Source organism: Shinella zoogloeoides (assembly GCF_003574625.1).
Classification (GTDB): Bacteria; Pseudomonadota; Alphaproteobacteria; order Rhizobiales; family Rhizobiaceae; genus Shinella; species Shinella zoogloeoides_A.
Genome location: NZ_QNUJ01000007.1, coordinates 144,074 through 168,167, shown reverse-complemented (window position 1 = coordinate 168,167; position 24,094 = coordinate 144,074). Strand labels below are relative to the sequence as shown.

Here is a 24,094-nt window from a genome sequence, read left to right as displayed (position 1 = left end):
ATCCCCTGCCCTTACGGCTTTTCCATCGCGTCGAGCGTTGCCGCCAGGCGCCTGTCCTCGTTGAAGTAGCGGGCGCGCTCCCAGAAGTGCGGCTTGCCGATGCCGGTGCCCATATGCTTGCCGATGATGCGGCCGTTGGCGTCCTCGCCCTGCATGTCGAAGCGCATCAGGTCCTGGGTGACGATGACGTCGCCTTCCATGCCGACCACTTCGGTGATGTGGGTGATGCGACGCGAACCGTCGCGCAGGCGCGAAGCCTGGATGATGACGTCGATGGAGCCGGCGATGATCTCGCGCACCGTCTTGGCCGGCAGCGTGTAGCCGCCCATGGCGATCATCGATTCCATGCGCGAGAGGCATTCGCGCGGCGTGTTGGCATGGATCGTGCCCATCGAGCCGTCGTGACCCGTGTTCATCGCCTGCAGGAGGTCGAAGACCTCCGGTCCGCGCACTTCGCCGACGATGATACGTTCGGGACGCATACGCAGGCAGTTCTTGATGAGATCGCGCATGGTGATCTCGCCCTCGCCCTCGATATTCGGCGGGCGGGTTTCGAGACGCACGACATGCGGCTGCTGGAGCTGAAGTTCGGCCGAGTCCTCGCAGGTGATGACCCGCTCGTCCCGGTCGATATAGTTGGTGAGGCAGTTGAGCAGCGTCGTCTTGCCCGAGCCGGTACCGCCGGAGATGACGAGGTTGCAGCGAACGCGACCGATGATCTGCAGCAGCGCCGCACCCTCCGGCGTGATCGAGCCGAAGCGGACGAGCTGGTCGAGCGTCAGCTTGTCCTTCTTGAACTTACGGATGGTGAGCGCGGTGCCGTCGATGGCGAGCGGCGGGGCGATGACGTTGACGCGCGAGCCGTCGGGAAGGCGGGCGTCGCAGATCGGGCTCGATTCGTCGACGCGGCGGCCGACCTGGCTGACGATGCGCTGGCAGATCGAGAGGAGCTGGGCGTTGTCGCGGAAACGGATCTCCGATTCCTGCACCTTGCCGCCCACTTCGATATAGGTCTTGCCGGCGCCGTTGACCATGATGTCGGCGATGTCGTCGCGCGCCAGCAGCGGCTCCAGCGGGCCATAGCCGAGAACGTCGTTGCAGATATCGTCAAGCAGTTCCTCCTGCTCGGAGATCGACATCGCGAAGTTCTTGATCGTGATGATGTCGTTGACGATGTCGCGGATTTCCTCGCGCGCGCTTTCCGTGTCGAGCTTTGCGAGCTGCGACAGGTCGATCGTATCGATCAGCGCGGAGAAGACCTGGCTCTTGGTATCGTAATAGTCTTCCGTGCGCGGCGAGCGGCGGCGGCTGGAGCCGGCGGGCGCGGGGGCCGGAGCCGCCACCGGCGCAGGCGCCGGCTCGAAGACGGGCTGGGCCGCGGGCGTGGGCGCGGCCGGCCGTTCGGCCGTCACAGTCGCGGCGGCCGAAGGCGCGGCATGGGGCATCTGGCCCGCTGCGCCGCTCTTGCCGAAACCGTCATTGCCCCGTTTGCCGAACATGCCACGTCATCCAGTCTGTTGCATCGCCCCTTCGGGGCCTACTTGCGTCCGATCAGGCCCAGCATCTTGCCGAGCCCGGCCTTCTTGGGTTTCTTCACCGTCGCGCGGCCCGTCACGAGATGGGCGATCTGCGAGAAGGTTTCCGCGGTCGGCGACTTGCGGTCCATTTCCGCGATCATGCGGCCGCTGTTGGCGGCCGTGCCGAAAAGCTGCGCGTCGAAGGGAATGATCGCGACCGGCTCGATGCCGAGCGGCTCGCAGAAATCCGCCGGGGCGATTTCCGGGCGCTTCGGCAGGCCGACCTGATTGAGGATCAGGTGGGGCTGCTTGTCGTTCGGCCTGAGCTTCTTCAGCGCGTCGAGCATGTTCTTCACGTTGCGCAGGCTCGCAAGGTCCGGCGTCGCCGTGATGATCAGCTCGTCCACCTCGGACAGCAGCGTGCGGGTCCATTCTGACCAGGCATGCGGCACGTCGAGCACCGTCACCGGCGCGCTGCGCTGCAATACTTCGAGGACCGGCTGGAAGGAGCCACGCTCCAGATCGTAGGCGCGATCCAGCATCGAGGGGGCGGCCAGAAGCGAAAGATGCTCCGAGCATTTGGTCAGGAGACGGTCGAGGAAGACCTCGTCGAGGCGGTCCGGCGCATAGATCGCCTCGGAAATGCCCTGCGGCGGGTCCTGATCGAAGTCGATATTCGCCGTGCCGTAGGGCAGGTCGAGGTCGGCGAGGATCACCTCGGTCTGGAACAGATTGGAGATATCGAAGGCGCAATTGTGCGCGATGGTCGAGGAACCCGCACCGCCCTTGGCGCCGATGAAGGCAAGCGAGCGGCCGAGGGGCTCGGCCTCCGGGTCGATGAAGATCGCCGCCATGGCGTTCAGCACCTCGGCCATGCCGATCGGGCCGACCATATATTCGGAAATGCCGTTGCGGATGAGATCGCGATAGAGCGCGATGTCGTTGTAGCGGCCGACGATGATGACCTTGGTGGAGGGATCGCAGACCTCGGCGAGCGGCGCGAGCTCGTCCATGATGGCGTGCGGCTCCGCCGAAGTCTCGAGGATCAGGAGGTTCGGCGTCGGCGCGCTGGCGAACATGTTGGCCGCCGCGGCGATGCTTGCGCTGGAGATGCGCAGGCTGACCTTCGTCATGCGCCGGTCCTGCCCGCACCGTTCCATGGTGCGCAGCATGGCCTCGCTCTCGCAGAAGGCGTGCACGGAGATGCGCGGCAGCGGGCGCACGGCCTCGAGGTCCGTCGGACGTACGGCCTCGTCCGCCTGATCCTGCGCGGTTTCGCTCGTGAAGGTGTAGTCGACCGTGCTCATCGTCACATTTCCTTCAGTTCGGTATAGGCGCCGCGATAGCGATCGAGCGCTTCGCCGCGCTGCGTCGCGTCAGCCGGCGTCATGCGGCGCGGGCCGAGAAGGTCGTTCGGATCGGCCATCTGGGCGGCAAGGTTGTTCTGCGTGGCGCAGCCGAAATTGTAGTAGTTCTTGTTCTCGAAGGTATTGATCGTCAGGTCCTCCGGCCATTGGCCGCAAGCCTGCGTCGAGGCCGCGATGGCGAAATAGCTGAGACGGATCGGCGCCGCCTCATCCGGATCGGCGGCGGAATAGCTTTCGATCATGATCTTGCGGGCCGGTATGCCGTGGCGCCCGAGCAGCTTGCGGATCTGCCGGCCGGCGACCGATGTCGCCGCGTCGTTGCGCGCGCCGCGCGGCAGGATGACACGGAACATGCCGGAGGAGTCGGCGGAGTAGCCGGAGGCGAAGCCGGCGATGACCTCGCTCTGGCCGCGGGTCAGCTGGCTGGCGCCGGTGGCGATCGGGATATCGATGGTGCGTTCCTGCTCGCCGACGACGATGGGATGGCGCGTGCGGTAATCATCCGGCAGCGAGCCCGTCGCGCGGCGGTCGGCGCAGCCGGCAAGGGCGACGGCGAGCGCCGCCACGGCGAAGACGGCGACGGTGCGGCCGTTCCGGGTGCGGCCATTCCTGGTGCGGGTGGTGTGCATTTCGTTTGCCATTGGCTGGGTCCGTCCCTTCGTCACGTCGCACCCGATCACTTGTAGATGAAGCCGACGCTACCTTCGTAGCGCTGGGCCGGCAGGCCGTTCTTCCGGCCGTAGAGCTGGTTCACCTGGCCGAGGAAGACGCTTGCCGCGTCATTCGCCGGATTGAAATTGTCGTCCGGCCGAGCCAGCGCATTCCGGTTGACCGGCTTGACGAGATAGGGCGTGGCGATGATCACCAGTTCCGTCTCGTTGCGCTCGATGGACTTGCTGCGGAACAGCGCGCCGAGGACCGGCACCTTGGAGGCGCCCGGCGTTCCGGACACGGTCTGCTGGACATCGTCGCGGATGAGACCGGCCAGCGCGATGGAGCCGCCGGACGGCAGCTCGACGACGGTCTCGGCGTCGCGGCGACGGTATTCCGCGGTGTTCGCCCCCGAGACCACCGGCTCCGACACCTTGGTCTGGATGCGCAGGCCGATGCGGCCGGAGGAAAGCACGGTCGGCGTGAAACCGAGCGAAATGCCGTATTGATAGGTCGTCGTCGTGACGCCGCCGTTGCGGTCGGAGATGTAGAACACCTTCTCGCCGCCGGAGTTGAAGGTTGCCGACTGGCCGGATACCGCCGTCAGGGTCGGTTCGGCCAGGGTGCGGATCGCCTTGGCCTGCTCAAGCGCGCTCAGGGCCGCCCGGATGCCGAACTTGCCGATATTTCCCGCAACGGTGCCCGACAGGCCGTCCTCCGCAGCATTGAAAACCAGGGTGTCCAGGCTGGAGCCGGATTTGTTGACGCGGCTGAAGGTGTTGTCGAAACCGAGCTGTTTGAGAACCTCGCGGCGGATTTCGGCGACCGTCACCTTCAGCGTGACCTGATCCTCGCCCTCGATCTGCAGCATGTTGACGACCTGGGAGGTCTGGCGCCCTTCGCCGAAGATCGCCGAATCGCCGTTGTTGCCCTGCGAGACCACCGTGCGGGTGGTCGCTTCGCCGCCCTTGAGGAAGATCTGCGCGAGATTGACCGCCTGGGTGGCATCCTGCGGCGTGCGCACGGAGCCGGAGAGCACGATGTTGTCGGAGATGATCTCGACCTGGATATCGGAATCGGGGATGAAGCGACGCAGTTGGGTCTGCAGCCCGCTGACATCACGCTCCACATTGAGGTCGATGCTGACGATCTCCTCGCCATTGGGGCCGAAGACGAAGATGTTGGTCTGGCCGACTTCCTTGCCGAAGAGATAGATGCGGCGCGAGGTGCGCGTGACGGCATCCGCCTTGACCGGATCGGCGACGAGGATGTCGTGCGCGTCGGTCGGCAGGTCCACGACGATGGCCTTGTTGAGGCCGAGGCGCACCGACTTGCGCACGCCCGCGCCACTTTCCTGGATGCGGATGATCGACGACGTCGCCGCCTCGGCGACCTGGCCGGGAAGCGGGAGACCGGCAAAGGCCAGGCAGAAGCTCAGCCCGCCCGCGACAGAAGCCCGAAAAATCCTTGTGATTGCAAACACGGGTCAGCTCCTGCTCATTGCTCTGCGGTTGCGGCGGCGGCAGTGGTGCCGTTGACGATCGAACCGGTCTTGATCACCTGAATCTGCGGCCGGCCGGCGCCGCCGCTGAGGAGATAATCGGCTGCCCCGGTATCGGCTTCCTGGGCGTCGGCGACGCTGCGCAACGCCAGCGACAGGCGCTCGGCCATCTGCTGGGCGACGGCGATCACCTTGGTCTGGTCGGGGGTCAATTCGAGCGTCGCGGTGGTGCCGACGACCGCCTTCGAACCGTCCGGATTCTCCTGGATCTGCTGGTCGATGGCCAGGACGCGGACGTTCGACAGGATCGTCTCGGTGAGGTAGGCGCCCGAATCGCCCTTGCGCACCATGGTCACGTCGACGCGGTCGTTGGGCAGGATGAAGCCGCCGGCGCCGGTCGCGACCGAGATCTCCGTCGCGACGGCCCGCTTTCCGGCGGGAAGCAGCGACGACATGATGCGGCTCGAGGAATCGGCGATCTTCTCCTGACGGATCGGCTCACCGTTGAAGATCGGCATGCGCGCGATGGCGCCCTTGAGGGTCTCGATCGCATCCGGCCGGCTCTTGTCGGTGATGAAGCCTTCGACGACGGAGCCTTCCGGCCAGGCCGCCCAGGCGACCACATCGGGATTGAGCCGCGCGCCGACCGGCAGGCTTTCCTTGGCGACGAGCACATTGATCGTGGGTTCGCGCTCCACGACGGTCTGCGTCTCGATCACCGAGGGGCCGCCGCGGGCAACCTGCAAGGCAAGAAATCCTGCCACGCCCGCCGAGACGACGGCGACTGCCAGAATGATGATTCGTGCCGGTTTCATGTGGTTTCCCTGAGCTGCGGAGTCTCCTGTCAGCCCACATTGACCGGCAATGGTGTAATTATGGTTAATAAGCGCCTTACGGCTATGGTTAACGGCAGGTTGACGCCGCCCTCAACCGCCGAGCGCGGCGAGCATCAGCGGGGAAGACGGATAGGCCATGAAGGCCCCGATGCCGATGGCGATGCCGTAGGGTATCTTCTTCGCCATGACCAGGGAGTCAGGCATAGGCAGGCCGCTGGCGAGAATGGAGTTGGTGTGCGCCCGCAGCGACAGGATAGCCAAGGTCAGGACACCGCCGAGGAATGACACATAGACTAGAAATTCGATTAGCGAAAATGTCAGGCCGAACCACACCGCACTCGCCGTCAGAAGCTTCGCATCGCCACCACCCATCACATTGAAGGCGAACAGCGCGAAGCACGCCGAAAAGACGATGGCACCTGCTGCAAGATGCATCGCGATCTCTGTCATACCGAGACCGACGAGGGGAGCCACAATGAAAAACGATGCAAGAAGGATTGCAGACACCCGGTTTGGAATGAGCATCGTGAGGAAATCTGAACAGGCGGCAACTGCCAGGCAAAGCGGGAAAACCACAAAGATGATCGCCTGAGTCATGATGATCTCCATTTTGAAGCAGAATGCATCTGGCAGGTTTCAGGAAAGATAATCCCGAAAACAGAAAGCCGCCTTTGCATGAAAGGCGGCTTTCTCATCAAGCAAGTTTCATTTAGTTGGTGGGGGCGGTCTTGGTCGTACCGTCCGCGCCGATGTTCATTTTCTTCGACAGGCCCGTGAACTGGTTATTCAGCGAGCCGCCAAGCGCGCTGGCGCCGGCGATGAGGGCGACGGAAATCAGGGCGGCGATCAGGCCGTATTCGATGGCGGTTGCGCCAGACTCGTCCTTCATAAGGCGAGCGAAAATCTTGGTCATGGTATTCTCCTAGCTCCACGATGTTGGTTCAGCACGTCCGCCAACTGTTTCCGTTGTTCGGATGACTGCAACCTACAGGCAGGCCATTTCCATCGACTTAAGGAGTTGGGTTACCGAAACCTTAAGAAGAGGTCGCTGAATTTAGGGTTTACGATGCGTAAAACGCCGGTATTTGCACGCTCTTTCGTCGCTTCGGCCGTTTTCGCCGCAAGAACGCGCCCTGAGCGCCAGGGTTGAATCGAGAATGCCGGACTTCCGCTTAAACCTTCATTCACCATTCTTGGCGATGCTGTGGGCGTTTCTTTATCGGGATGACTGTTTATGGGACGCGACCGGACCTTCGCTGCGGGTGCAGCAACGCTTGCGACGACCGCCTTCGTGTTGCTGTCGGCGGCCGCCGATGCGGCAGCGCAGGAGCAATTCCTGCGCGTCTATATGGATCACGCCCGTGTCCTGCGGCTCGATCGTCCGGTCAGCAAGGTCATCGTCGGAAATGCGGCGGTGGCGGACGCGACCGTCGCCGATGCCCAGACCATCGTGCTCACCGGCCGCAATTTCGGAACCACCAATCTCGTGCTGCTCGATGCGGACGGCAACGCCATCGTCGACGAGCGGGTCCTCGTATCGATCGACGAGGGCAATACGGTGCGCGTCTTCCGCCAGACGGACCGGTCCGTCCTCTCCTGCACGCCCAATTGCGAGCAGCATGCCAGCAAGACGGCCGGCAGCAACTGAGCCGCGGTCCCGCTTCGGGCGTCCTGATGCGGGAAACCGGTCGAATCTTCACGGCCGCACACACGAAATATAAAGGGTCTGCCGCCTAGTCTGGCCTTCTCGATCCTTGGGAACCGCTCGCGATGTCGCTCGATCATGACACAGCCCCCCGGCGGCGGCCGGTTAAGGGCCTGTTCCGACGCCTCCTCCGGCGCCGCGACGGCGCGACGGCGATCGAGTTCGCGATCCTCGCCATTCCCTTCTTCGTCATCGTCTTCGCCTCGATCGAGACCTTCGTGGCCTTCATGGGCGACCAGCTGCTCGCCAACGCCACCGACACGATGGCGCGCAAGATCCGCACGGGCGAGATCCGCGCCGCCTCGGCCGCGACGAACGCCACGACGGAGGCGCAGTTCCGCACGGCGTTCTGCGAAGAGATCAAGATTTTGATGCCCTGCTCGGCGACAGAGGTGGCAAAGCCGGACAAGCTGTTCCTCGACGTGCGGCATTTCGACAAATATTCCGACATTCCGTCCACCGTGCCGCTCGTCGACGGCGATCTCAGCACCAAGGACTTCAAGTTCGATCCCGGCGGCAAGAAGACGATCAACATCGTCCGCGCCTATTATCGCTGGGACGTCATAACCGATCTCGTCCGCCCGATCCTGTCCAACATCCGCGCCGCCGACGGCTCGCGGCAGAACTACCTGATGGTGGCGACCGTCATCATGCAGAGCGAGGACTATCCGTGATGGGCAAGACCATGGCGACGTCCGGATCGGGATCGGGCCTCCTTCGGCACCTGCGCCGCTTTGTGGACGACCGCCGCGGCGTCGGCGCCATCGAATTCGCCATCGTCGCGCCGCTGCTCCTCATGACCTATATCGGCGCCTTCGAGATCACCGTCGCGGTGACGATGTCGCGCAAGATCAGCCGCGCCTCGAGCACCGTTTCCGACCTCCTGACCCGGACAGAGACGACGAACAAGACCACGCTGGATTCGATGAAGGACGTCACGAAGAACATCGTCGCGCCCTTCTCGCAGGACGGTTACTCGCTGAAGATCACCGGCATCGCCATCGACAGCAGCGGCAAGGCGACCGTCGCCTGGTCGCGCGACCAGGCATCCGCCGTTCCCTATGCCAAGGGAACGCCGGTGACCCTTCCCACCGAGATGGACGCGAAGGGCACCTTCATCGTGCGCACGGAATTCTCGGTGCCGCATACGCTCTTCCTGATGGCGCCGGGGCTCGCTTCGAACATCAACAAGATCAATCTCTCCAAGACGAGCTATTTCCGCCAGCGCACCGGCACGGCAATCGCCTGCGGCGATTGCTGACGCGCCTCCCGGCGACGGATTTTCCTTGAACGCCGCTCGGCGGGCATGCCATGTCAGACAGTCCAGCCGCCGTGCAAGCGGGCGGCGCGAACGATCGACGGGTGACATATGGCGCGGGCTTTTCTCTTCGTTCTCGATTCCTTCGGCATCGGCGGCGGACCGGATGCGGCGGCCTTCGGCGATCTCGGCGCCAACACGCTCGGCCATATCGCCGAGTTCTGCGCGGCGGGAGCCGCCAACCGGCCGGGACTGAGACAGGGGCCGCTCCACCTTCCCAACATGTCGGCGCTTGGGCTGCTGCATGCGGCGCGCGCGGCGACCGGCTTCTTTCCGTCGGGCATGGACGTGCCGCCGCGCGTCTTCGGCTATCACGGCGCGGCCAGCGAGGTTTCCAACGGCAAGGACACGCCATCCGGCCACTGGGAGATCGCCGGCACGCCGGTCACCTTCGACTGGGGCTACTTCCCCACGGAGGGCGACGCCTTCGAGCCCGAGCTCGTCGAAGCGATATGCGCCGCCGGCAAGGTGTCCGGCATCCTCGGCAATTGCCACGCCTCGGGCACGGACATCATCGCCAGGCACGGCGTGGAGCACCGGCGCACCGGCAAGCCCATCTGCTACACCTCCGCCGATTCGGTCTTCCAGATCGCAGCGCATGAGGGCTCGTTCGGCCTCGACCGGCTGCTGGCCTTCTGCGAGACGGTGCGTGGGATCCTCGACGCGCGGCCTGGCGGACGCATCGGCCGGGTCATCGCCCGGCCCTTCATCGGCGAGACGCCGGAGACCTTCGAGCGTACCGGCAACCGTCGCGACTATTCCGTACTGCCGCCGGAGCCGACCCTGCTCGATCGGCTGACGGAAGCCGGCCGCACGGTGCATGCTGTCGGCAAGATCGGCGACATCTTCGCCCACCAGGGCATCGGCACGCTGGCCAAGGCGAACGGCAACATGGCGCTGTTCGACGCGACGCTCCGCGTGATGGACGAGGCGAAGGACGGCGACCTGGTCTTCACCAATTTCGTCGATTTCGACATGCTCTATGGCCACAGGCGGGACGTGGCCGGCTATGCGGCGGCGCTGGAAGCCTTCGACCGGCGCCTGCCGGAAGTGGACCGCAAGCTGAAGCCCGGCGATATCGTCATCCTCACCGCCGACCATGGCTGCGACCCGACCTGGCGCGGCACCGACCATACGCGCGAGCGCGTCCCGATCATGAGCTTCGGCCCGGGCATCCGCTCACGCCTCCTCGAAACCCGCACGACCTTCGCCGATATCGGCGAAAGCATCGCCCGGCATCTCGGCATCGCGCCCGGCGCGCATGGAAGGAGCTTCCTGTGACCGAACCCATGCCCAAGGCGGAGCTGCACTGCCATATCGAGGGCGCGACGCCCCCCGCCCTCGCGCTCTCGCAGGCGCGGCGCTACGGCATCGACACGTCCGCCTTCATCCGTGACGGCGAGTACACCTGGCAGGATTTCACGAGCTTCGTCGCCAGCTACGACGCGACCGCCAATCTCTTCCGCACGGAGGAGGATTATGCGCTGCTCGCCGAAACCTATCTCACGGAGATCGCCGGAGCCGGGGCCATCTACAGCGAGCTGATCGTCTCGCCGGACCAGGGCGACGCCGTCGGCATCGGCGCCGACGCCTATATAGCCGGCCTTGCCGAAGGCGCGGAGCGGGCGAAGACAAAGACGGGCATCGAGACGCGGCTTCTCATCGTCGGCATCCGCCATTTCGGGCCGGAGCGGGTGGTCAGGGCCGCCGAATATGCCGCGCGCCGGCCGCATCCGCTGATCACCGGCTTCAACCTTGCCGGCGAGGAGCGCATGCACCGCGTCGCCGATTTCACCCGCGCCTTCGACATCGCCCGCGACGCCGGCCTCGGCATAACGATCCATGCGGGCGAGCTTTCCGGCGCCTTCAGCGTGCGCGACGCGCTCGACCATGTCCGCCCCTCGCGCATCAGCCATGGCGTGCGCGCCATCGAGGATCCCGCGCTGGTGAAGCGGCTGGCCGACGAGGGCGTGGTGCTGGAGGTCTGCCCCGGCTCGAATGTCGCGCTCGGCGTCTTTGCCGATTTCCGGAACCATCCGCTGCGGGCGCTGCACGAGGCGGGCGGGCGCGTCACGCTCAATTCCGACGACCCACCCTTCTTCCACACCTCGCTTGCCCGCGAATACGAGGTCGCCTCGACGATCATGGGTTTCAGTGACGCGGACATCCTCGGCATGACGCGGACCGCCATCGAGGCGGCCTTCGTCGACGAGCCGACCCGGCAGAGGCTTCTTTCCGCGCTTTGAGGCACAAGCGGGCTGGGGATGTTGCCTCCGGCCTGTTCTCTTCTCTTGCAGGTCCCGGCCGTTCCGTGGAAAAAGAAGGCATCACTTACTTTCGGAAGGTTGGCCATGGACGGCGTCACAGTCATCGATCACCCGCTCGTGCAGCACAAGCTGACCATCATGCGCAAGAAGGAAACCTCGACCGGCAGCTTCCGCCGCCTGCTGCGCGAAATCTCCACGCTGCTCTGCTACGAGGTCACACGCGATCTGGAACTCACCACGGCACGCATCGAGACGCCGCTGGAGGAGATCGACGCTCCCGTGCTGGAAGGCAAGAAGCTGGTCTTCGCCTCGATCCTGCGCGCCGGCAACGGCCTGCTCGAAGGCATGCTGGAGCTGGTGCCCTCGGCCCGCGTCTCGCATATCGGCGTCTACCGCGACCACGAGACGCTGGAGGCGGTCGAGTATTTCTTCAAGGCGCCCGACAGCATCGACGAGCGCCTCGTCATCGTCGTCGACCCGATGCTGGCGACCGGCAATTCGGCCATCGCCGCCATCGACACGCTGAAGAGCCGCGGCGCGACGAATATCCGCTTCCTCTGCCTGCTGGCCGCGCCCGAAGGCATCAGGAGCTTCCGCGCGCATCACCCGGACGTTCCGGTCTATACCGCCTCCATCGACCGCCAGCTCAACGAGAAGGGCTATATCGTGCCCGGCCTCGGCGATGCCGGCGACCGGATGTACGGCACGAAATAGGCGCATCCGCCGGCCGGCCTGAAGGCCGCGTCATCTCGATTGCGAAACAGGCGGGGGAAACCCCGCCTTTTCTTTTGCCGCCGCCCACCGGGCGGGCTTGACGAGCGTTTCGTCAAAATGCCCACTTTAAACGATTGATAGCGCAGGCAGAGAATTGTATTTCTTTTGTCGACAAGGGGATTTTCAATGACCGATACCGATTCCAGCTCCCTGCCCGAACGAAAGCGCGGCTCCGGCGTCAAACTGGTCTATGACCTGCTGCGCGACGAGATCCTCGATCTGAAGCTCGCCCCCGGCAGCCCGATCGACGAGGTACAGCTTGCCGAGCGGTTCAAGATGTCGCGCACGCCGATCCGCGAGGCGCTGGTGCGGCTGGCCGGCGAGGGGCTGATCGAGACGCTGCCGAACCGCTCGACCATGGTCGCGAATATCGACTTCCTCAACCTCCACACCTTCTTCGACGCGCTGGTGCTGATGTACCGGGTGACGACGCGGCTTGCGGCGCAGTATCACCGTCCGGAAGACCTCGCCATCATCCGCGGCTTTCACGAGGACTACGCCCGCTCGCTCGCCGAGCGCGACACGCTGGGCATGATCGCCAACAACGCCGCCTTCCATGCGGCCATCGCCGAGGCCGGCCGCAACCCCTATTTCACCAGCCTGTTCCGCCGGCTGCTGGACGAGGGCCGGAGGATTTTGCGGCTTTATTACCAGTCCTACGACGAACAGTTCCCGCAGCTTTTCGTGGACGAGCATGCCGCCATCCTGGCCGCCATCGAGGCGCGCGACGTGGAGAAGGCCGACCAGCTCGGCAAGGCCCATGCCGAGCAGATCGTCGCGCAGGTGCAGAAGCTCTTCAACCGCAACGACAGGCTCGACATCGCCTTGTGACCGCCGTGTATTTTTCTTGTCGACAAATAAAATACAAGCTGCTATAACCATCATCGAGAGAGGGGGAGGCTTCGTGCAAGGTGCCGGCCGACCGCCCGACCGAACCGCCCAAAGGAGATCGACATGAAGGCCAAGATTTTTTCCGGTGTCATTCCCGCCCTGATGACCCCCTGCAAGGACGACCGCACGCCGGACTTCGACCAGCTCGTCCGCAAGGGCAAGGAGCTTATCGAGAAGGGCATGTCCGCCGTCGTCTATTGCGGCTCCATGGGTGACTGGCCGCTCCTGACGGACGAGCAGCGCATGGAAGGCGTCGAGCGCCTCGTGAAGGCCGGCATCCCTGTCATCGTCGGCACCGGCGCCGTCAACACGGCTTCGGCCGTCGCCCATGCCGCCCACGCCCAGAAGGTCGGCGCGCAGGGCCTCATGGTCATCCCGCGCGTTCTTTCCCGCGGCTCCGTCGTCGCTGCTCAGAAGAACCACTTCAAGGCGATCCTGTCGGCCGCCCCGGACCTGCCGGCCGTCATCTACAACAGCCCCTATTACGGCTTCGCCACCCGCGCCGACCTGTTCTTCGCCCTGCGCGAGGACCACAAGAACCTCGTCGGCTTCAAGGAATTCGGCGGCGCCGCCGACATGCGCTATGCGGCCGAGAACATCACCAGCCGCGACGATGACGTCTCGCTGATGATCGGCGTCGACACCTGCGTCTTCACCGGCTTCGTCGATTGCGGCGCCGTCGGCGCGATCACCGGCATCGGCTGCGTGCTGCCGAAGGAAGTGCTGCACATGTGCGCCCTCGCACAGGCCGCCGCCAAGGGCGATGCGGATGCCCGCGCCCGCGCGCTGGAACTGGAATCGGCGCTTGCCGTCCTCTCGTCCTTCGACGAAGGCCCGGACCTCGTCCTCTACTTCAAGCACATGATGGTTCTGAAGGGCGACAAGGAATACACGCTGCACTTCAACGAGACCGACGCCCTCTCCGAGAGCCAGCGCGGCTATGTCGAATCCCAGCTCAAGCTGTTCGATACCTGGTACGGCGAATGGAGCAAGCTGCCGGGCGCCGTGCAGAAGTACAAGGCCTGATCTTCAAGCCTTCCCAAATGAGAGAAAGGCCCTCCGCAAGGAGGGCCTTTTTGATTCCTGACGCAGGTGTAGCCCCCTCCGTCATGCTCTGGCCTGTCCCGAGCATCTGCAACGTCTCCATTCTTTCAATGCGTTGGCAGATCCTCGGCACAAGGGCGAGGATGAAGACAGCGGTGGGGCACGGCATGCCGGAAAACTGAAAAGCCCTCCGCGAGGAGGGCCTTTTCTTTTGGTGGCAGGCGAAGGGAGGGCGCGATCAGGCGATCGCGTCCAGCCCCTTTTCCAGCAGGTGGTCAAGCTGTCCCACCTCGGCGGCCGTCAGCGTGACGCCTTCCGTTTCGGACTTCGCACGGGCGACGAAGCGGCGCTGGGAGGGCAGGCGCGCGCCCTGGCCGACGATGGCCTCGAAGAGGGTTTCGGCGCGGGCGAAGGGGTCGCCGGGGCGGCCCTTGGCGAAGGCTTCCGGGGACATGGCGATGATGAGCTCGCCGTGGAAGGGGGCGAGCGTCGTCGTGCCGAGATAGTCGAGCACTTCCGGGCTCGTCAGGTCACCGATCATGATGCCGGCCAGAAGCTCGATCATCGTGCCGATGGCCGAACCCTTGTGGCCGCCGAAGGGCAGCATGGCGCCGGCAAGCGCCGCTTCCGGGTCCGTCGTCGGGTTGCCATCGGCGTCGATCGCCCAGCCCTCGGGAAGCTGCTTGCCGGCGCGGCGGTGCAGCTCGATCTCGCCGCGGGCGGCAACGGAAGTGGCGAAGTCGAAGACGTAGGGCGCGCCGTTTTGGCGCGGCCAGCCGAAGGCGAAGGGATTGGTGCCGAGCAGCGGCTTGTTGCCACCCGTCGGCGCGACCGTCGCATAGCTCGGGCACATGACGAGGCCGGCAAGGCCTTCACTGGTGACGGCCTCGACTTCCGGCCAGAGGGCGGAGAAATGGGTGCAGTCGTTGATGACGAGCGCAGCGATGCCGAGCTTGCGGGCGCGTTCGGCAAGGGCGGGCACGCCAAGCTCGAAGGCGGGATTGGCAAAGCCGCCCTTGGCGTTGACCTTGACGATGGCCGAGCCCTCGTTGCTGTCGAGTTCCGGCACGGCGTCCGGCTTGACCTTGCCGGCCTTGACGGTGCGCAGCGCGCCCTCGATGCGGTAGATGCCGTGCGACTTGCAGGCATCCCGCTCGCCGGCGACGATGACGCGGGCAAGCGCGCCGGCCTGCACGCCGTTCAGGCCAGCCTTCAGGAAGATGGCTTCGACCCGTTCCTGAAGCGCGGCAATCGACAGAGTGGTGGTTTGCGTCATCTTTCTCTCTTCAACGGCTGGTGCCAACCTTTGCAGGTTGGCGATTGAACATTTGCATACATAGAGTATACAAGATTTCGACAAGTGCAATTCGCCCCGCCGCTTCCTATATCGGGCGAGCATCATTCCGCAAGAAAGGTACGTCAAATGGCTTTCACCCCCAACGGTAAACACCTCGTCGCAGGCGAATGGCTGGACGGCAACGGCACCTTCACCTCCTCGCCGGCCCATGGTCCCGCCCACACCTTCGCCGTCGGCACGGTCGATCTGGTGAACAAGGCGGCGGAAGCCGCGGAGGAAGCCTTCCTCAGCTACGGCTATTCCTCGCGCGCCGAGCGGGCCGCGTTCCTGCGCACCATCGCCGACGAGATCGAGGCCCGTGCGGACGCCATCACCGAGATCGGCACGCAGGAAAGCGGCCTGCCGGTCGCGCGCCTCCAGGGCGAGCGCGGCCGCACCACCGGCCAGCTCCGCCTCTTCGCCGACCATATCGAGAAGGGCGACTATCTCGACCGCCGCTTCGACGCCGCCCTGCCGGACCGCCAGCCGGCCCCGCGCCAGGAAATCCGCCTCGTCCAGCGGCCGATCGGCCCGGTCGCCGTCTTCGGCGCCTCCAACTTCCCGCTCGCCTTCTCCACGGCCGGCGGCGACACCGCCGCCGCGCTCGCCGCCGGCTGCCCGGTCGTCGTCAAGGGCCACTCGGCCCATCCGGGCACGGGCGAGATCATCGCGGAAGCCGTGCTTGCCGCCATCAAGAAGACCGGCGTGCATCCGGGCGTCTTCTCGCTCATCCAGGGCGGCAACCGCCAGGTCGGCGAAGCGGTCGTGCAGCATCCGCTGATCAAGGCTGTCGGCTTCACCGGCTCGCTCGCCGGTGGCCGCGCGCTCTTCAACCTCTGCGCCGCCCGTCCGGAGCCGATCCCGTTCTTCGGCGAACTCGGCTCGGTCAACCCGATGTTCCTGCTGCCGGAAGCCATGAAAGCCCGTGCGGAAGGCCTCGGCCAGGGCTGGGCAGGCTCGCTCACCATGGGCGCCGGCCAGTTCTGCACCAATCCGGGCATCGCCATCGTGGCCGACGGCCCGGATGCTGACCGCTTCACGGCCGCCGCCGTGGAAGCCCTCGGCAAGGTCGGCGCGCAGACCATGCTGACCGACGGCATCGCCAAGGCCTATCACGACGGCAAGGCGCGCTTTGAAAGCCGCAACACCGTCAAGCCGCTCTTCACCTCCGACTCCGCCGGCCGCGACGCGCTTCCGAACCTCTTCGAGATCTCCGGCGAGCAGTTCCTTGCCGACCATGCGCTTTCCGAAGAAGTCTTCGGCCCGCTCGGCCTCGTCGTGCGCGTTTCCTCAGTCGACGAGATGCAGCAGCTTGCCCGCAATTTCGAGGGCCAGCTCACGGCGACCATCCACATGGATGCCGGCGACCTCGACGATGCGAAGCGCCTGCGTCCGATCCTTGAGCGCAAGGCCGGCCGCGTTCTGATCAACGGCTTCCCGACGGGCGTGGAAGTGGTCGATTCCATGGTGCATGGCGGCCCCTATCCGGCCTCGACGAATTTCGGCGCGACGAGCGTCGGCACCATGTCGATCCGCCGTTTCCTGCGCCCTGTTTCCTACCAGAACATGCCGGAAGGCCTGCTGCCTGAGGATTTCCTCAACTGATTCAAGCCGCTGGCTTGCACCGGGCCGGGTTTTCCGCGAGGGAGACCCGGCCCATTTATTTTCTCCGATAGGGATATACTTTTTGTATATTTTTTGTATTTTATGAGACGGGTTTACGCTCTTGGCGCAGGACGGACCTCCGCCCGCGTGAACTGCCAGATCAATCCAGGGAGAGAGTAATGAAGAAGACCTCGGTCCTCGCCTTCGGCCTCGTTGCCGCCACCGCTCTGACCAGCCCGGCCAAGGCCGACAAGCTGGACGACATCATCTCGTCCGGCACGCTGCGTTGCGCCGTCGTCCTCGACTTCCCGCCGATGGGCGCCCGTGACGAGAACAACAACCCGATCGGCTTCGACGTCGATTACTGCAACGACCTTGCCAAGGCGCTCGGCGTTACGGCCGAGATCGTCGAAACGCCCTTCCCGGAACGTATCCCGGCCCTGATGTCCGGCCGCGTCGACGTCGGCGTCGCCTCGACCTCCGACACGCTGGAACGCGCCAAGACCGTCGGCATGACGATCCCCTACTTCGCCTTCCAGATGGCCGTCACGGCCAACGACAAGTCGGGCGTCAAGTCCTTCGAGGACATGAAGGGCAAGACGGTCGGCGCCACCGCCGGCACGTTCGAAGCCATCGCGCTCGAAAAGTCGGTGAAGGAATGGGGCGTCGGCGAGTTCCGCCCGTACCAGACCCAGGCTGACGTCTTCCTCGCCCTCAGCCAGGGCCAGATCGACGCGACGGTCTCCACGTCGACGGTCGCCCAGTCCAACGTCAAGAGCGGCAAGTTCGCCGGCATCTCCGTCGTCGGCAACGCACCCTACGACATCGATTATGTCGCGCTCTTCACCAACCGCGAAGAATACGGCCTGATCAACTACCTGAACCTCTTCATCAATCAGCAGGTTCGCACCGGCCGCTACAACGAACTCTACGAAAAGTGGGTTGGTGGCGAAGTCCCGGCCCTGTCCGTGAACGGCGTTTATCGCTAATCTGCCGCTTCCCCGGCGGCGCGGAACACACCGTTCCGCGCCGCCGATCGTTTCAAAGGGTGAGACGGCAATGTTCAGTTACTCCTTTCACTGGAACCAGGCGTTCAAGGCCCTGCCGCAGATGCTGGACGGCGCGCTGGTCACGCTGCAGGTCGCAATCCTGTCCATGGTCATCGGCCTTGCGGTGGCGCTCGCACTGACGCTCTTCCGCCTGTCGGGCAACCGCATCCTCAGCGGCTTCGCCACGGGCTGGGTCGAGATCGCGCGCAACACGCCCGCGCTCTTCCAGATATACATGGCCCATTTCGGGCTCGGCAATTTCGGCATCCACCTCAGCCCCTATACGGCGCTCCTGGTCGGCATCGCCTTCAACAATGCCGGCTATCTCGCGGAGAACTTCCGCGGCGCGCTGAAGGCGATCCCGGAGACGCAGACCCGCGCCGGCCGGTCGCTCGGCATGACGCCGCTGCAGGCCTTCCGCTACATCGTCATGCCGCAGATGCTGCGCATCGCCTTCCTGCCGGCCACCAACCAGATGGTCTGGGCGATCCTGATGACCTCGCTTGGCGTCACCGTCGGCATGAACACCGATCTTGCAGGCGTCACCCAGGCGTTGAACGCGGTGTCCTTCCGTACCTTCGAATTCTTCGCGCTCGCGGCGGTCATCTACTACGTGATCGCCAAGGCCGTGACACTCGCAGCGCGCCTCGCCGCGGCGCGCATGTTCCGCTACTGAGAGGGGTAAACCATGTTCGATACCGCTCTCACCTGGGCCGATCTCGGCTTCCTCGCGCAAGGCGCCCTGATGACGCTTGCCGTCACCGCCGTCTCCGTGCTTGCCGGAACCATCCTCGGCGTCATCTTCGGCGTCATCCGCAACCAGGCCGGCTCCTACTGGTCGCTGCCGCTCACCTTCCTGCTCGACATCTTCCGCTCCGTGCCGCTGCTCATCCAGCTCGTGCTCGGCAATGCGCTGCAGTCGATCATGAAGCTCGGCTGGGCGCCCTTCACCACCTCCTGCGTGGTGCTGTCGCTCTATACGGCGGCCTATTGCACCGAGATCGTGCGCGGGGGCATTTCCTCCGTTCCGCCAACCACGCGCCGCGCGGCCCGCTCGCTCGGCATGACCTGGTGGCAGGACATGCGCTACATCGTGGCCCCGCTCGCCACGCGCGTCTCGCTGCCCGCCTGGATCGGCCTGACGCTCGGCGTCATGAAGGACTCCGCCCTCGTGCTCTGGCTCGGCCTGATCGAGCTCCTGCGCGCCTCGCAGATCCTCGTCACGCGCCTGCAGGAACCGCTGTTCATCCTGCTGATCTGCGGCGCCATCTACTTCATCATCAGCTTCCCCATCGCCCGGCTGGGCGGGTATCTCGAAAGACGGTGGTCCAATGATTGAGATCGAAAACGTCCGCAAATCCTTCGGCCAGCTCGAGGTCCTGAAGGGGATCAACCTCACCGTCCAGAAGGGCGAGGTGCTGACCATCATCGGCGGTTCGGGCTCGGGCAAGTCGACGCTGCTCACCTGCATCAATGGCCTCGAGACCATCGACGCCGGCCGCATCGTCGTCGACGGCACGGATGTGCATGCCAAGGGCACGGACCTCAACAAGCTGCGCCGCAAGCTCGGCATCGTGTTCCAGCAGTTCAACGCCTTCCCGCACCTGACGGTGCTGGAGAACGTCATGCTGGCGCCGGTCAAGGTGCTCGGCCAGTCCAAGGCCGAAGCCGAGGCGATGGCCGTCAAGCAGCTCACCCATGTCGGCCTCGGCGACAAGCTCAAGGTCTATCCGAGCCGCATGTCGGGCGGCCAGCAGCAGCGCATGGCGATCGCCCGCGCGCTCGCCATGTCGCCGGCCTACATGCTGTTCGACGAAGTGACCTCGGCGCTCGATCCGCAGCTCGTCGGCGAAGTGCTCGACACGCTGCGCATGCTCGCCTCCGAGGGCATGACGATGATCTGCGTCACGCACGAAATGAAGTTCGCCCGCGAAGTCTCCGACCGCGTCGCCTTCTTCCACAAGGGCGTGATGGCCGAGATCGCTCCGCCGGAAGAACTCTTCGGCGCACCGAAGGACCCGGAACTGCAGGCGTTCCTCGCCGCTACCCACTGAGGCAAAAATGCAGACTGAAATCGAGCCCGGCGTCGTCGTCATCGGCGCCGGCGTGGTCGGCCTTTCCGCGGCCATCGCCTTGCAGGCCCGGGGCCTTACCGTCACCGTCCTCGAACGCGAGGGCCCGGCGGCCGGCGCGTCCGCCGGAAACGCCGGCGCCTTCGCCTTCACCGACATCCTGCCGCTCGCGTCTCCGGGCATCCTGAAGAAGGCGCCGAAATGGCTGCTCGATCCGCTCGGGCCGCTCTCCGTGCCGCCGTCCTATGCGCTGCAGATCGCGCCGTGGATGTTCCGGTTCTGGCGTGCCTGCTCGGCAAGCCGCGTCGCCCATTCCATGACCGCGCAGACCGCGCTGATGGACCTCTCCAAGGCCGAGCTGGAGCCGTTCCTGGCCGAGACCGGCACGCTCTCCATGCTGCGCAAGGAAGGCAACCTGCAGGTCTATGAAAGCCAGGCCGAGCTCGACGCCTCGCTGCCCGGCTGGAAGGCGCGCGCCGAACACGGCATCGAATTCCGCCATATGGGCGCCGCCGAGATGGCGACGATCCAGCCCGGTCTTGCGCCGCGCTTCACCCATGGCACCTTCACGCCCGGCTGGTACTCGATCGCCGATCCCAAGCTCTACACGCTGGCGCTGGCCGATCATTTCCGCGCCAGGGGCGGAAGGATCGAGCGTGCCGAGGTTTCCAGCCTGCACCCCATCGAGGGCGGCGTGGAAATCCGCACGACGGACGGCCGGACGGTGCGGGCACGCAAGGCCGTGCTCGCGGCCGGTGCCTTCTCGCACCAGGTCGCCCGCTCGCTGGGCGAAAACATCCCGCTCGAAACCGAGCGCGGCTACAACACGACGCTGCCGGCCGATGCCTTCGACCTGCGCACGCAGGTCACCTTCGGCGGCCATGGCTTCGTCGTTACCCGGCTTTCGACCGGCATCCGCGTTGGCGGCGCGGTGGAGCTTGGCGGACTGAAGCTACCGCCGAACTTCCGCCGGTCGGAAGCCATGCTGGAAAGGGCGCGCGCCTTCCTGCCGGGCCTCAAGCCCGAGGGCGGCGTGCAGTGGATGGGCTTCCGCCCCTCGCTGCCCGACAGCCTGCCGGCCATCGGCCGCGCCCGCGCGACGCCCGATGTCGTCTACGCCTTCGGCCACGGCCATCTCGGCCTCACCCAGTCGGCGGGCACCGCCCGCCTCGTCGCCGACCTCCTCACCGATGGCAAGACGGCGATCGACATCGCCTCCTTCTCGCCGCAACGCTTCTAGCCGAAGGACCCGCTCCATGGTCGACCTCTCCGCCCGCAGCATCCTTGCCGGAACAGCCTCCGGTCCGATCATCGCAGCCGGGGAGGCGCTGAGTTTCTGGGGCGGCGTGGATCCGGCGACGGGCCGGGTCATCGACGTGCACCATCCGCTGCATGGCGCCACCATCACCGGCGGCATCCTGATGATGCCGTCGAGCCGTGGTTCCTGCACGGGCTCCGGCGTGCTGCTCGACCTCGCGCTGACCGGCCGTGCGCCGGCGGCGCTGATCTTCAGCGAGGCCGAGGACGTGCTGACGCTCGGCGCGCTGATCGCCGCGGAAATGTTCGGCAAGGAACTGCCGGTGCTGCGCCTGTCGCATGACGTCTTCGATGCGCTCTGTCGCGCGAAGACGGCGAAGATCGGCGTGACGAGCATCGAGGCTGATGGCCTCACCATCCCCGTCGCCCCGCCGGCCACCGCTGCGCTCGACCTCACCGAAGACGACCGCGCCATGCTTGATGGCCGCGACGGCGTCGCCGTGCAGCTTGCCCTGCGCATCACCGCCGCCATGGCCGCGCAGCAGGGCGCGACGAAGCTGGTCGACGTGGTGCAGGGCCATATCGACGGCTGCATCTATGCCAGCCCCGCCAATCTTACCTTCGCGGAGAAGATGGCCGACATGGGCGCGAAGGTGCGCGTGCCGACCACGATGAACGCCATTTCCGTCGACCGGGCGAACTGGGAAAAGCAGGGCGTGCCGCATGATTTCGGCGACCCGGCCGCCCGCCTTGCCGACGCCTATGTCCGCATGGGCTGCCGCCCGACCTTCACCTGTTCTCCCTACCTTCTCGACAGCGCGCCAAAAACCGGCGAGGCCATCGCCTGGGCGGAATCCAATGCCGTGATCTTCGCCAATACCGTGCTCGGCGCACGCACGGCCAAGCACCCGGATTTCCTCGATCTCTGCATCGCGCTCACCGGCCGCGCGCCGCTGTCGGGCGTCTATCTGGAAGAGCATCGCAAGGCCAAGCGCGTGATCGACGTGACGCTGCCGGAAAACGTGGACGACGCCTTCTGGCCGCTCGTCGGCTATCTCGCCGGCCGCGCCGCGCCTGACCGCATCCCGCTACTGCGAGGTCTTGCCGCCGCAAAGCCGACGCGCGACGACCTGAAGGCCCTCTGCGCCGCCTTCGGCACTACCTCCGCCGCGCCGATGCTGCATATCGAGGGCGTCACGCCCGAGGCGGACGGCGCTGCCGCTGCCGACGCCGACCGGGTCTCCATCACCCGCGCCGACATGGTCGAAGTCTGGCGGATGTTCAACGACGGGCCGGCCGAAGTGGAACTCGTCGCCATCGGCAGCCCGCATGCCTCGGCCTCCGAATGCCGCGCGCTGGCCGATGCGCTTGGCGACCGCAAGCGGCACGAGAGCGTTGCGGTGATCGTCACGGCGGGCCGCGATGTCATGGCGGAAGCGGGCGACGTGCTGACGCGCCTGAGGGCCAGCGGCGTGCAGGTCCTGCCGGATCTGTGCTGGTGCTCGATCTCCGAGCCGGTCTTCCCGACGAAGACGCGCACGCTCATCACCAATTCCGGCAAGTATGCCCATTACGGCCCGGGCCTTTCCGGCCGCACCGTGCGCTTCGGCAACCTTGCCGATTGCATCGAGGCGGCGCTGACCGGCCGCGTGCCGCCGCGCCTGCCTGCCTGGCTTTCCTGATCAGTCCCGACCGAAGACGTCGCGCGTATAGACCTTGTCCGCGACATCATCGAGCTCTTCGGCGTGCCGGTTGGCGATGATGACGTCGGCGCGGCGCTTGAAGTCCCCGAGATCGCGCACGATCTCGGAGCGAAAGAACGTATCCTCCGCGAAATCCGGCTCGTAGATGATGACGGGGATGCCCTTCGCCTTGATGCGCTTCATGATGCCCTGGATGGAGGATTCACGGAAATTGTCCGAATCCTTCTTCATGGTGAGGCGATAGACGCCGACGACCTCGGGATCGCGCCCGACGATGTCGGCGGCGAGGAAATCCTTGCGCGTCGTGTTGGCGTCGACGATGGCGCGGATCAGGTTCTGCGGCACATCGCTGAAATTGGAGAGAAGCTGGCGCGTATCCTTCGGCAGGCAATAGCCGCCATAGCCGAAGGAGGGGTTGTTGTAGTGCTGGCCGATGCGCGGATCGAGCCCGACGCCCTCGATGACCTGCCGCGTATCGATGCCATGGGTCATGGCATAGCTGTCGAGTTCGTTGAAATAGGCGACGCGCATGGCGAGATAGGTATTGGCGAAGAGCTTGATCGCCTCCGCCTCGCCCGAGCCGGTGAAGAGCACTGGCACGTCTTCCTTCACCGCGCCCTGCTGGAGCAGCCCGGCGAACTGGCGCGCCTCCGGCGTATCCGCCCCCATGACGATGCGCGATGGATGGAGGTTGTCGTAGAGCGCCTTGCCTTCGCGCAGGAATTCCGGCGAGAAGACGATGCGCTCGTCCTTGCGCGCCTCGCGCAGCCAGGCGGTATAGCCGACGGGAATGGTGGACTTGATGACGATGGTGGCGCTCGGATTGACCTGCCGCACGTCCTCGATCACCGCCTCCACGCTGGCCGTGTCGAAATAGTTGCTCGTCGGATCGTAGTTGGTCGGCGTCGCGACGATGACAAAGTCGGCTTTTGCGAAGGCTTCCACCTTGTCGTTCGTGGCCTTGAGACGCAACGGTTTCGTGCGCAGGTAATCCTCGATCTCCGCATCGGCGATGGGCGAGATACCGGCGTTCAGTTGCGCGACACGTTGCTCGTTGAGGTCGTAAGCGATGACATCGTTGTGCTGGGCAAGAAGCACGGCGTTGGAAAGACCGACATATCCGATGCCGGCCACGGAGATATTGGCCATGAACAATCCGTCTGGAAACTGAAGACTTGTACTGCGGTTGCAGCCGACTAGG

The 24,094-nt window shown here is 65.2% G+C and carries 24 protein-coding genes; 15 read left to right on the top strand and 9 right to left on the bottom strand.

All coding sequences use genetic code 11. The features are described from left to right. Window positions 1-11: 11 nt before the first annotated feature. The 7 genes from DSD28_RS15620 to DSD28_RS15590 form a co-directional block, all read right to left on the bottom strand. Window positions 12-1,499 (bottom strand): CpaF family protein, encoded by a 1,488-nt coding sequence (locus tag DSD28_RS15620; RefSeq protein ID WP_119257342.1) that lies wholly within the window; start codon window positions 1,497-1,499, stop codon window positions 12-14. Between the two features lie 38 nt (window positions 1,500-1,537). Continuing rightward, entirely contained in the window at window positions 1,538-2,824 is a 1,287-nt protein-coding gene (locus DSD28_RS15615) for an AAA family ATPase (protein ID WP_119257341.1), read from the bottom strand. A gap of 2 nt (window positions 2,825-2,826) precedes the next feature. Beyond that, complete coding sequence (locus DSD28_RS15610) at window positions 2,827-3,513, bottom strand: CpaD family pilus assembly lipoprotein (RefSeq protein ID WP_162911425.1); 687 nt, start codon at window positions 3,511-3,513, stop codon at window positions 2,827-2,829. 47 nt (window positions 3,514-3,560) lie between these two features. Further along, window positions 3,561-5,018 carry a type II and III secretion system protein family protein gene (locus tag DSD28_RS15605; protein ID WP_119257339.1) on the bottom strand — a complete coding sequence of 486 codons (1,458 nt, stop codon included), beginning with the start codon at window positions 5,016-5,018 and terminating at the stop codon, window positions 3,561-3,563. A gap of 14 nt (window positions 5,019-5,032) precedes the next feature. Further along, window positions 5,033-5,851 (bottom strand): Flp pilus assembly protein CpaB, encoded by an 819-nt coding sequence (cpaB, locus tag DSD28_RS15600; protein ID WP_119257338.1) that lies wholly within the window; start codon window positions 5,849-5,851, stop codon window positions 5,033-5,035. A 111-nt stretch (window positions 5,852-5,962) separates the two neighbouring features. After that, on the bottom strand, window positions 5,963-6,469 hold the full coding sequence (locus DSD28_RS15595; protein ID WP_119257495.1) for an A24 family peptidase: 507 nt from the start codon (window positions 6,467-6,469) through the stop codon (window positions 5,963-5,965). Window positions 6,470-6,581: 112 nt separating this feature from the next. Next, a complete protein-coding gene (locus tag DSD28_RS15590) occupies window positions 6,582-6,785 on the bottom strand; it encodes a Flp family type IVb pilin (protein WP_119257337.1) in 204 nt (67 codons plus the stop codon). A gap of 321 nt (window positions 6,786-7,106) precedes the next feature. Here DSD28_RS15590 and DSD28_RS15585 point away from each other — a divergent pair, with 321 nt between their 5' ends. The 8 genes from DSD28_RS15585 to DSD28_RS15550 all read left to right on the top strand — a co-directional run bounded on the left by DSD28_RS15585 (window position 7,107) and on the right by DSD28_RS15550 (window position 13,853). Continuing rightward, window positions 7,107-7,520 carry a pilus assembly protein N-terminal domain-containing protein gene (locus tag DSD28_RS15585; protein WP_119257336.1) on the top strand — a complete coding sequence of 138 codons (414 nt, stop codon included), beginning with the start codon at window positions 7,107-7,109 and terminating at the stop codon, window positions 7,518-7,520. Between the two features lie 122 nt (window positions 7,521-7,642). Further along, on the top strand, window positions 7,643-8,251 hold the full coding sequence (locus DSD28_RS15580) for a TadE/TadG family type IV pilus assembly protein (RefSeq protein WP_119257335.1): 609 nt from the start codon (window positions 7,643-7,645) through the stop codon (window positions 8,249-8,251). Beyond that, entirely contained in the window at window positions 8,251-8,838 is a 588-nt protein-coding gene (locus tag DSD28_RS15575) for a TadE/TadG family type IV pilus assembly protein (protein WP_245424850.1), read from the top strand. The genes DSD28_RS15580 and DSD28_RS15575 overlap by 1 nt, the downstream gene beginning before the upstream one ends. Window positions 8,839-8,946: 108 nt before the next feature. Next, on the top strand, window positions 8,947-10,176 hold the full coding sequence (locus tag DSD28_RS15570) for a phosphopentomutase (RefSeq protein ID WP_119257334.1): 1,230 nt from the start codon (window positions 8,947-8,949) through the stop codon (window positions 10,174-10,176). 8 nt (window positions 10,177-10,184) lie between these two features. Continuing rightward, window positions 10,185-11,141 (top strand): adenosine deaminase, encoded by a 957-nt coding sequence (locus DSD28_RS15565; RefSeq protein ID WP_432430867.1) that lies wholly within the window; start codon window positions 10,185-10,187, stop codon window positions 11,139-11,141. Between the two features lie 105 nt (window positions 11,142-11,246). Next, window positions 11,247-11,876 carry a uracil phosphoribosyltransferase gene (gene upp, locus DSD28_RS15560; protein ID WP_064332141.1) on the top strand — a complete coding sequence of 210 codons (630 nt, stop codon included), beginning with the start codon at window positions 11,247-11,249 and terminating at the stop codon, window positions 11,874-11,876. A gap of 186 nt (window positions 11,877-12,062) precedes the next feature. Further along, entirely contained in the window at window positions 12,063-12,767 is a 705-nt protein-coding gene (locus tag DSD28_RS15555) for a GntR family transcriptional regulator (protein ID WP_119257332.1), read from the top strand. A gap of 123 nt (window positions 12,768-12,890) precedes the next feature. Further along, window positions 12,891-13,853 (top strand): dihydrodipicolinate synthase family protein, encoded by a 963-nt coding sequence (locus DSD28_RS15550; protein ID WP_119257331.1) that lies wholly within the window; start codon window positions 12,891-12,893, stop codon window positions 13,851-13,853. A gap of 256 nt (window positions 13,854-14,109) precedes the next feature. Here DSD28_RS15550 and DSD28_RS15540 read toward each other — a convergent pair whose 3' ends face one another. Then, window positions 14,110-15,147, bottom strand: a complete 1,038-nt coding sequence (locus tag DSD28_RS15540; RefSeq protein ID WP_119257329.1) for an Ldh family oxidoreductase — start codon at window positions 15,145-15,147, stop codon at window positions 14,110-14,112. Window positions 15,148-15,294: 147 nt separating this feature from the next. Here DSD28_RS15540 and DSD28_RS15535 point away from each other — a divergent pair, with 147 nt between their 5' ends. From DSD28_RS15535 to DSD28_RS15505, 7 genes are all read left to right on the top strand, one after another. Then, window positions 15,295-16,812: an aldehyde dehydrogenase (NADP(+)) gene (locus tag DSD28_RS15535; protein ID WP_119257328.1), complete on the top strand. Its 1,518-nt coding sequence runs from the start codon at window positions 15,295-15,297 to the stop codon at window positions 16,810-16,812. 179 nt (window positions 16,813-16,991) lie between these two features. Beyond that, a complete protein-coding gene (locus DSD28_RS15530; protein ID WP_119257327.1) occupies window positions 16,992-17,801 on the top strand; it encodes a transporter substrate-binding domain-containing protein in 810 nt (269 codons plus the stop codon). A gap of 70 nt (window positions 17,802-17,871) precedes the next feature. Then, window positions 17,872-18,537 (top strand): amino acid ABC transporter permease, encoded by a 666-nt coding sequence (locus DSD28_RS15525; RefSeq protein ID WP_119257326.1) that lies wholly within the window; start codon window positions 17,872-17,874, stop codon window positions 18,535-18,537. A gap of 12 nt (window positions 18,538-18,549) precedes the next feature. Then, window positions 18,550-19,200, top strand: coding sequence for an amino acid ABC transporter permease (locus DSD28_RS15520; protein ID WP_119257325.1), 651 nt, complete (start codon window positions 18,550-18,552; stop codon window positions 19,198-19,200). Beyond that, on the top strand, window positions 19,193-19,915 hold the full coding sequence (locus DSD28_RS15515; protein ID WP_119257324.1) for an amino acid ABC transporter ATP-binding protein: 723 nt from the start codon (window positions 19,193-19,195) through the stop codon (window positions 19,913-19,915). The genes DSD28_RS15520 and DSD28_RS15515 overlap by 8 nt, the downstream gene beginning before the upstream one ends. Window positions 19,916-19,922: 7 nt before the next feature. Next, on the top strand, window positions 19,923-21,173 hold the full coding sequence (locus DSD28_RS15510; protein ID WP_119257323.1) for an NAD(P)/FAD-dependent oxidoreductase: 1,251 nt from the start codon (window positions 19,923-19,925) through the stop codon (window positions 21,171-21,173). Window positions 21,174-21,189: 16 nt separating this feature from the next. Further along, the gene (locus DSD28_RS15505; protein ID WP_119257322.1) at window positions 21,190-22,872 is read left to right on the top strand and encodes a cis-3-hydroxy-L-proline dehydratase; all 1,683 of its coding nucleotides are present in this window, start codon (window positions 21,190-21,192) and stop codon (window positions 22,870-22,872) included. Here the strand turns inward: DSD28_RS15505 and DSD28_RS15500 are convergent, their stop codons facing one another. After that, entirely contained in the window at window positions 22,873-24,042 is a 1,170-nt protein-coding gene (locus tag DSD28_RS15500; RefSeq protein WP_119257321.1) for a nucleotide sugar dehydrogenase, read from the bottom strand. Between the last annotated feature and the right edge of the window lie 52 nt (window positions 24,043-24,094).

Excerpts from the sequence above, each read along its gene's own strand:
- DSD28_RS15620 (WP_119257342.1), bottom strand. The coding sequence starts at position 1,499 with ATGTTCGGCAAACGGGGCAATGACGGTTTCGGCAAGAGCGGCGCAGCG.
- DSD28_RS15615 (WP_119257341.1), bottom strand. The coding sequence starts at position 2,824 with ATGAGCACGGTCGACTACACCTTCACGAGCGAAACCGCGCAGGATCAG.
- DSD28_RS15610 (WP_162911425.1), bottom strand. The coding sequence starts at position 3,513 with ATGCACACCACCCGCACCAGGAATGGCCGCACCCGGAACGGCCGCACC.
- cpaB (WP_119257338.1), bottom strand. The coding sequence starts at position 5,851 with ATGAAACCGGCACGAATCATCATTCTGGCAGTCGCCGTCGTCTCGGCG.
- DSD28_RS15595 (WP_119257495.1), bottom strand. The coding sequence starts at position 6,469 with ATGACTCAGGCGATCATCTTTGTGGTTTTCCCGCTTTGCCTGGCAGTT.
- DSD28_RS15590 (WP_119257337.1), bottom strand. The coding sequence starts at position 6,785 with ATGACCAAGATTTTCGCTCGCCTTATGAAGGACGAGTCTGGCGCAACC.
- DSD28_RS15585 (WP_119257336.1), top strand. The coding sequence starts at position 7,107 with ATGGGACGCGACCGGACCTTCGCTGCGGGTGCAGCAACGCTTGCGACG.
- DSD28_RS15580 (WP_119257335.1), top strand. The coding sequence starts at position 7,643 with ATGTCGCTCGATCATGACACAGCCCCCCGGCGGCGGCCGGTTAAGGGC.
- DSD28_RS15575 (WP_245424850.1), top strand. The coding sequence starts at position 8,251 with ATGGGCAAGACCATGGCGACGTCCGGATCGGGATCGGGCCTCCTTCGG.
- DSD28_RS15570 (WP_119257334.1), top strand. The coding sequence starts at position 8,947 with ATGGCGCGGGCTTTTCTCTTCGTTCTCGATTCCTTCGGCATCGGCGGC.
- DSD28_RS15565 (WP_432430867.1), top strand. The coding sequence starts at position 10,185 with ATGCCCAAGGCGGAGCTGCACTGCCATATCGAGGGCGCGACGCCCCCC.
- upp (WP_064332141.1), top strand. The coding sequence starts at position 11,247 with ATGGACGGCGTCACAGTCATCGATCACCCGCTCGTGCAGCACAAGCTG.
- DSD28_RS15555 (WP_119257332.1), top strand. The coding sequence starts at position 12,063 with ATGACCGATACCGATTCCAGCTCCCTGCCCGAACGAAAGCGCGGCTCC.
- DSD28_RS15550 (WP_119257331.1), top strand. The coding sequence starts at position 12,891 with ATGAAGGCCAAGATTTTTTCCGGTGTCATTCCCGCCCTGATGACCCCC.
- DSD28_RS15540 (WP_119257329.1), bottom strand. The coding sequence starts at position 15,147 with ATGACGCAAACCACCACTCTGTCGATTGCCGCGCTTCAGGAACGGGTC.
- DSD28_RS15535 (WP_119257328.1), top strand. The coding sequence starts at position 15,295 with ATGGCTTTCACCCCCAACGGTAAACACCTCGTCGCAGGCGAATGGCTG.
- DSD28_RS15530 (WP_119257327.1), top strand. The coding sequence starts at position 16,992 with ATGAAGAAGACCTCGGTCCTCGCCTTCGGCCTCGTTGCCGCCACCGCT.
- DSD28_RS15525 (WP_119257326.1), top strand. The coding sequence starts at position 17,872 with ATGTTCAGTTACTCCTTTCACTGGAACCAGGCGTTCAAGGCCCTGCCG.
- DSD28_RS15520 (WP_119257325.1), top strand. The coding sequence starts at position 18,550 with ATGTTCGATACCGCTCTCACCTGGGCCGATCTCGGCTTCCTCGCGCAA.
- DSD28_RS15515 (WP_119257324.1), top strand. The coding sequence starts at position 19,193 with ATGATTGAGATCGAAAACGTCCGCAAATCCTTCGGCCAGCTCGAGGTC.
- DSD28_RS15510 (WP_119257323.1), top strand. The coding sequence starts at position 19,923 with ATGCAGACTGAAATCGAGCCCGGCGTCGTCGTCATCGGCGCCGGCGTG.
- DSD28_RS15505 (WP_119257322.1), top strand. The coding sequence starts at position 21,190 with ATGGTCGACCTCTCCGCCCGCAGCATCCTTGCCGGAACAGCCTCCGGT.
- DSD28_RS15500 (WP_119257321.1), bottom strand. The coding sequence starts at position 24,042 with ATGGCCAATATCTCCGTGGCCGGCATCGGATATGTCGGTCTTTCCAAC.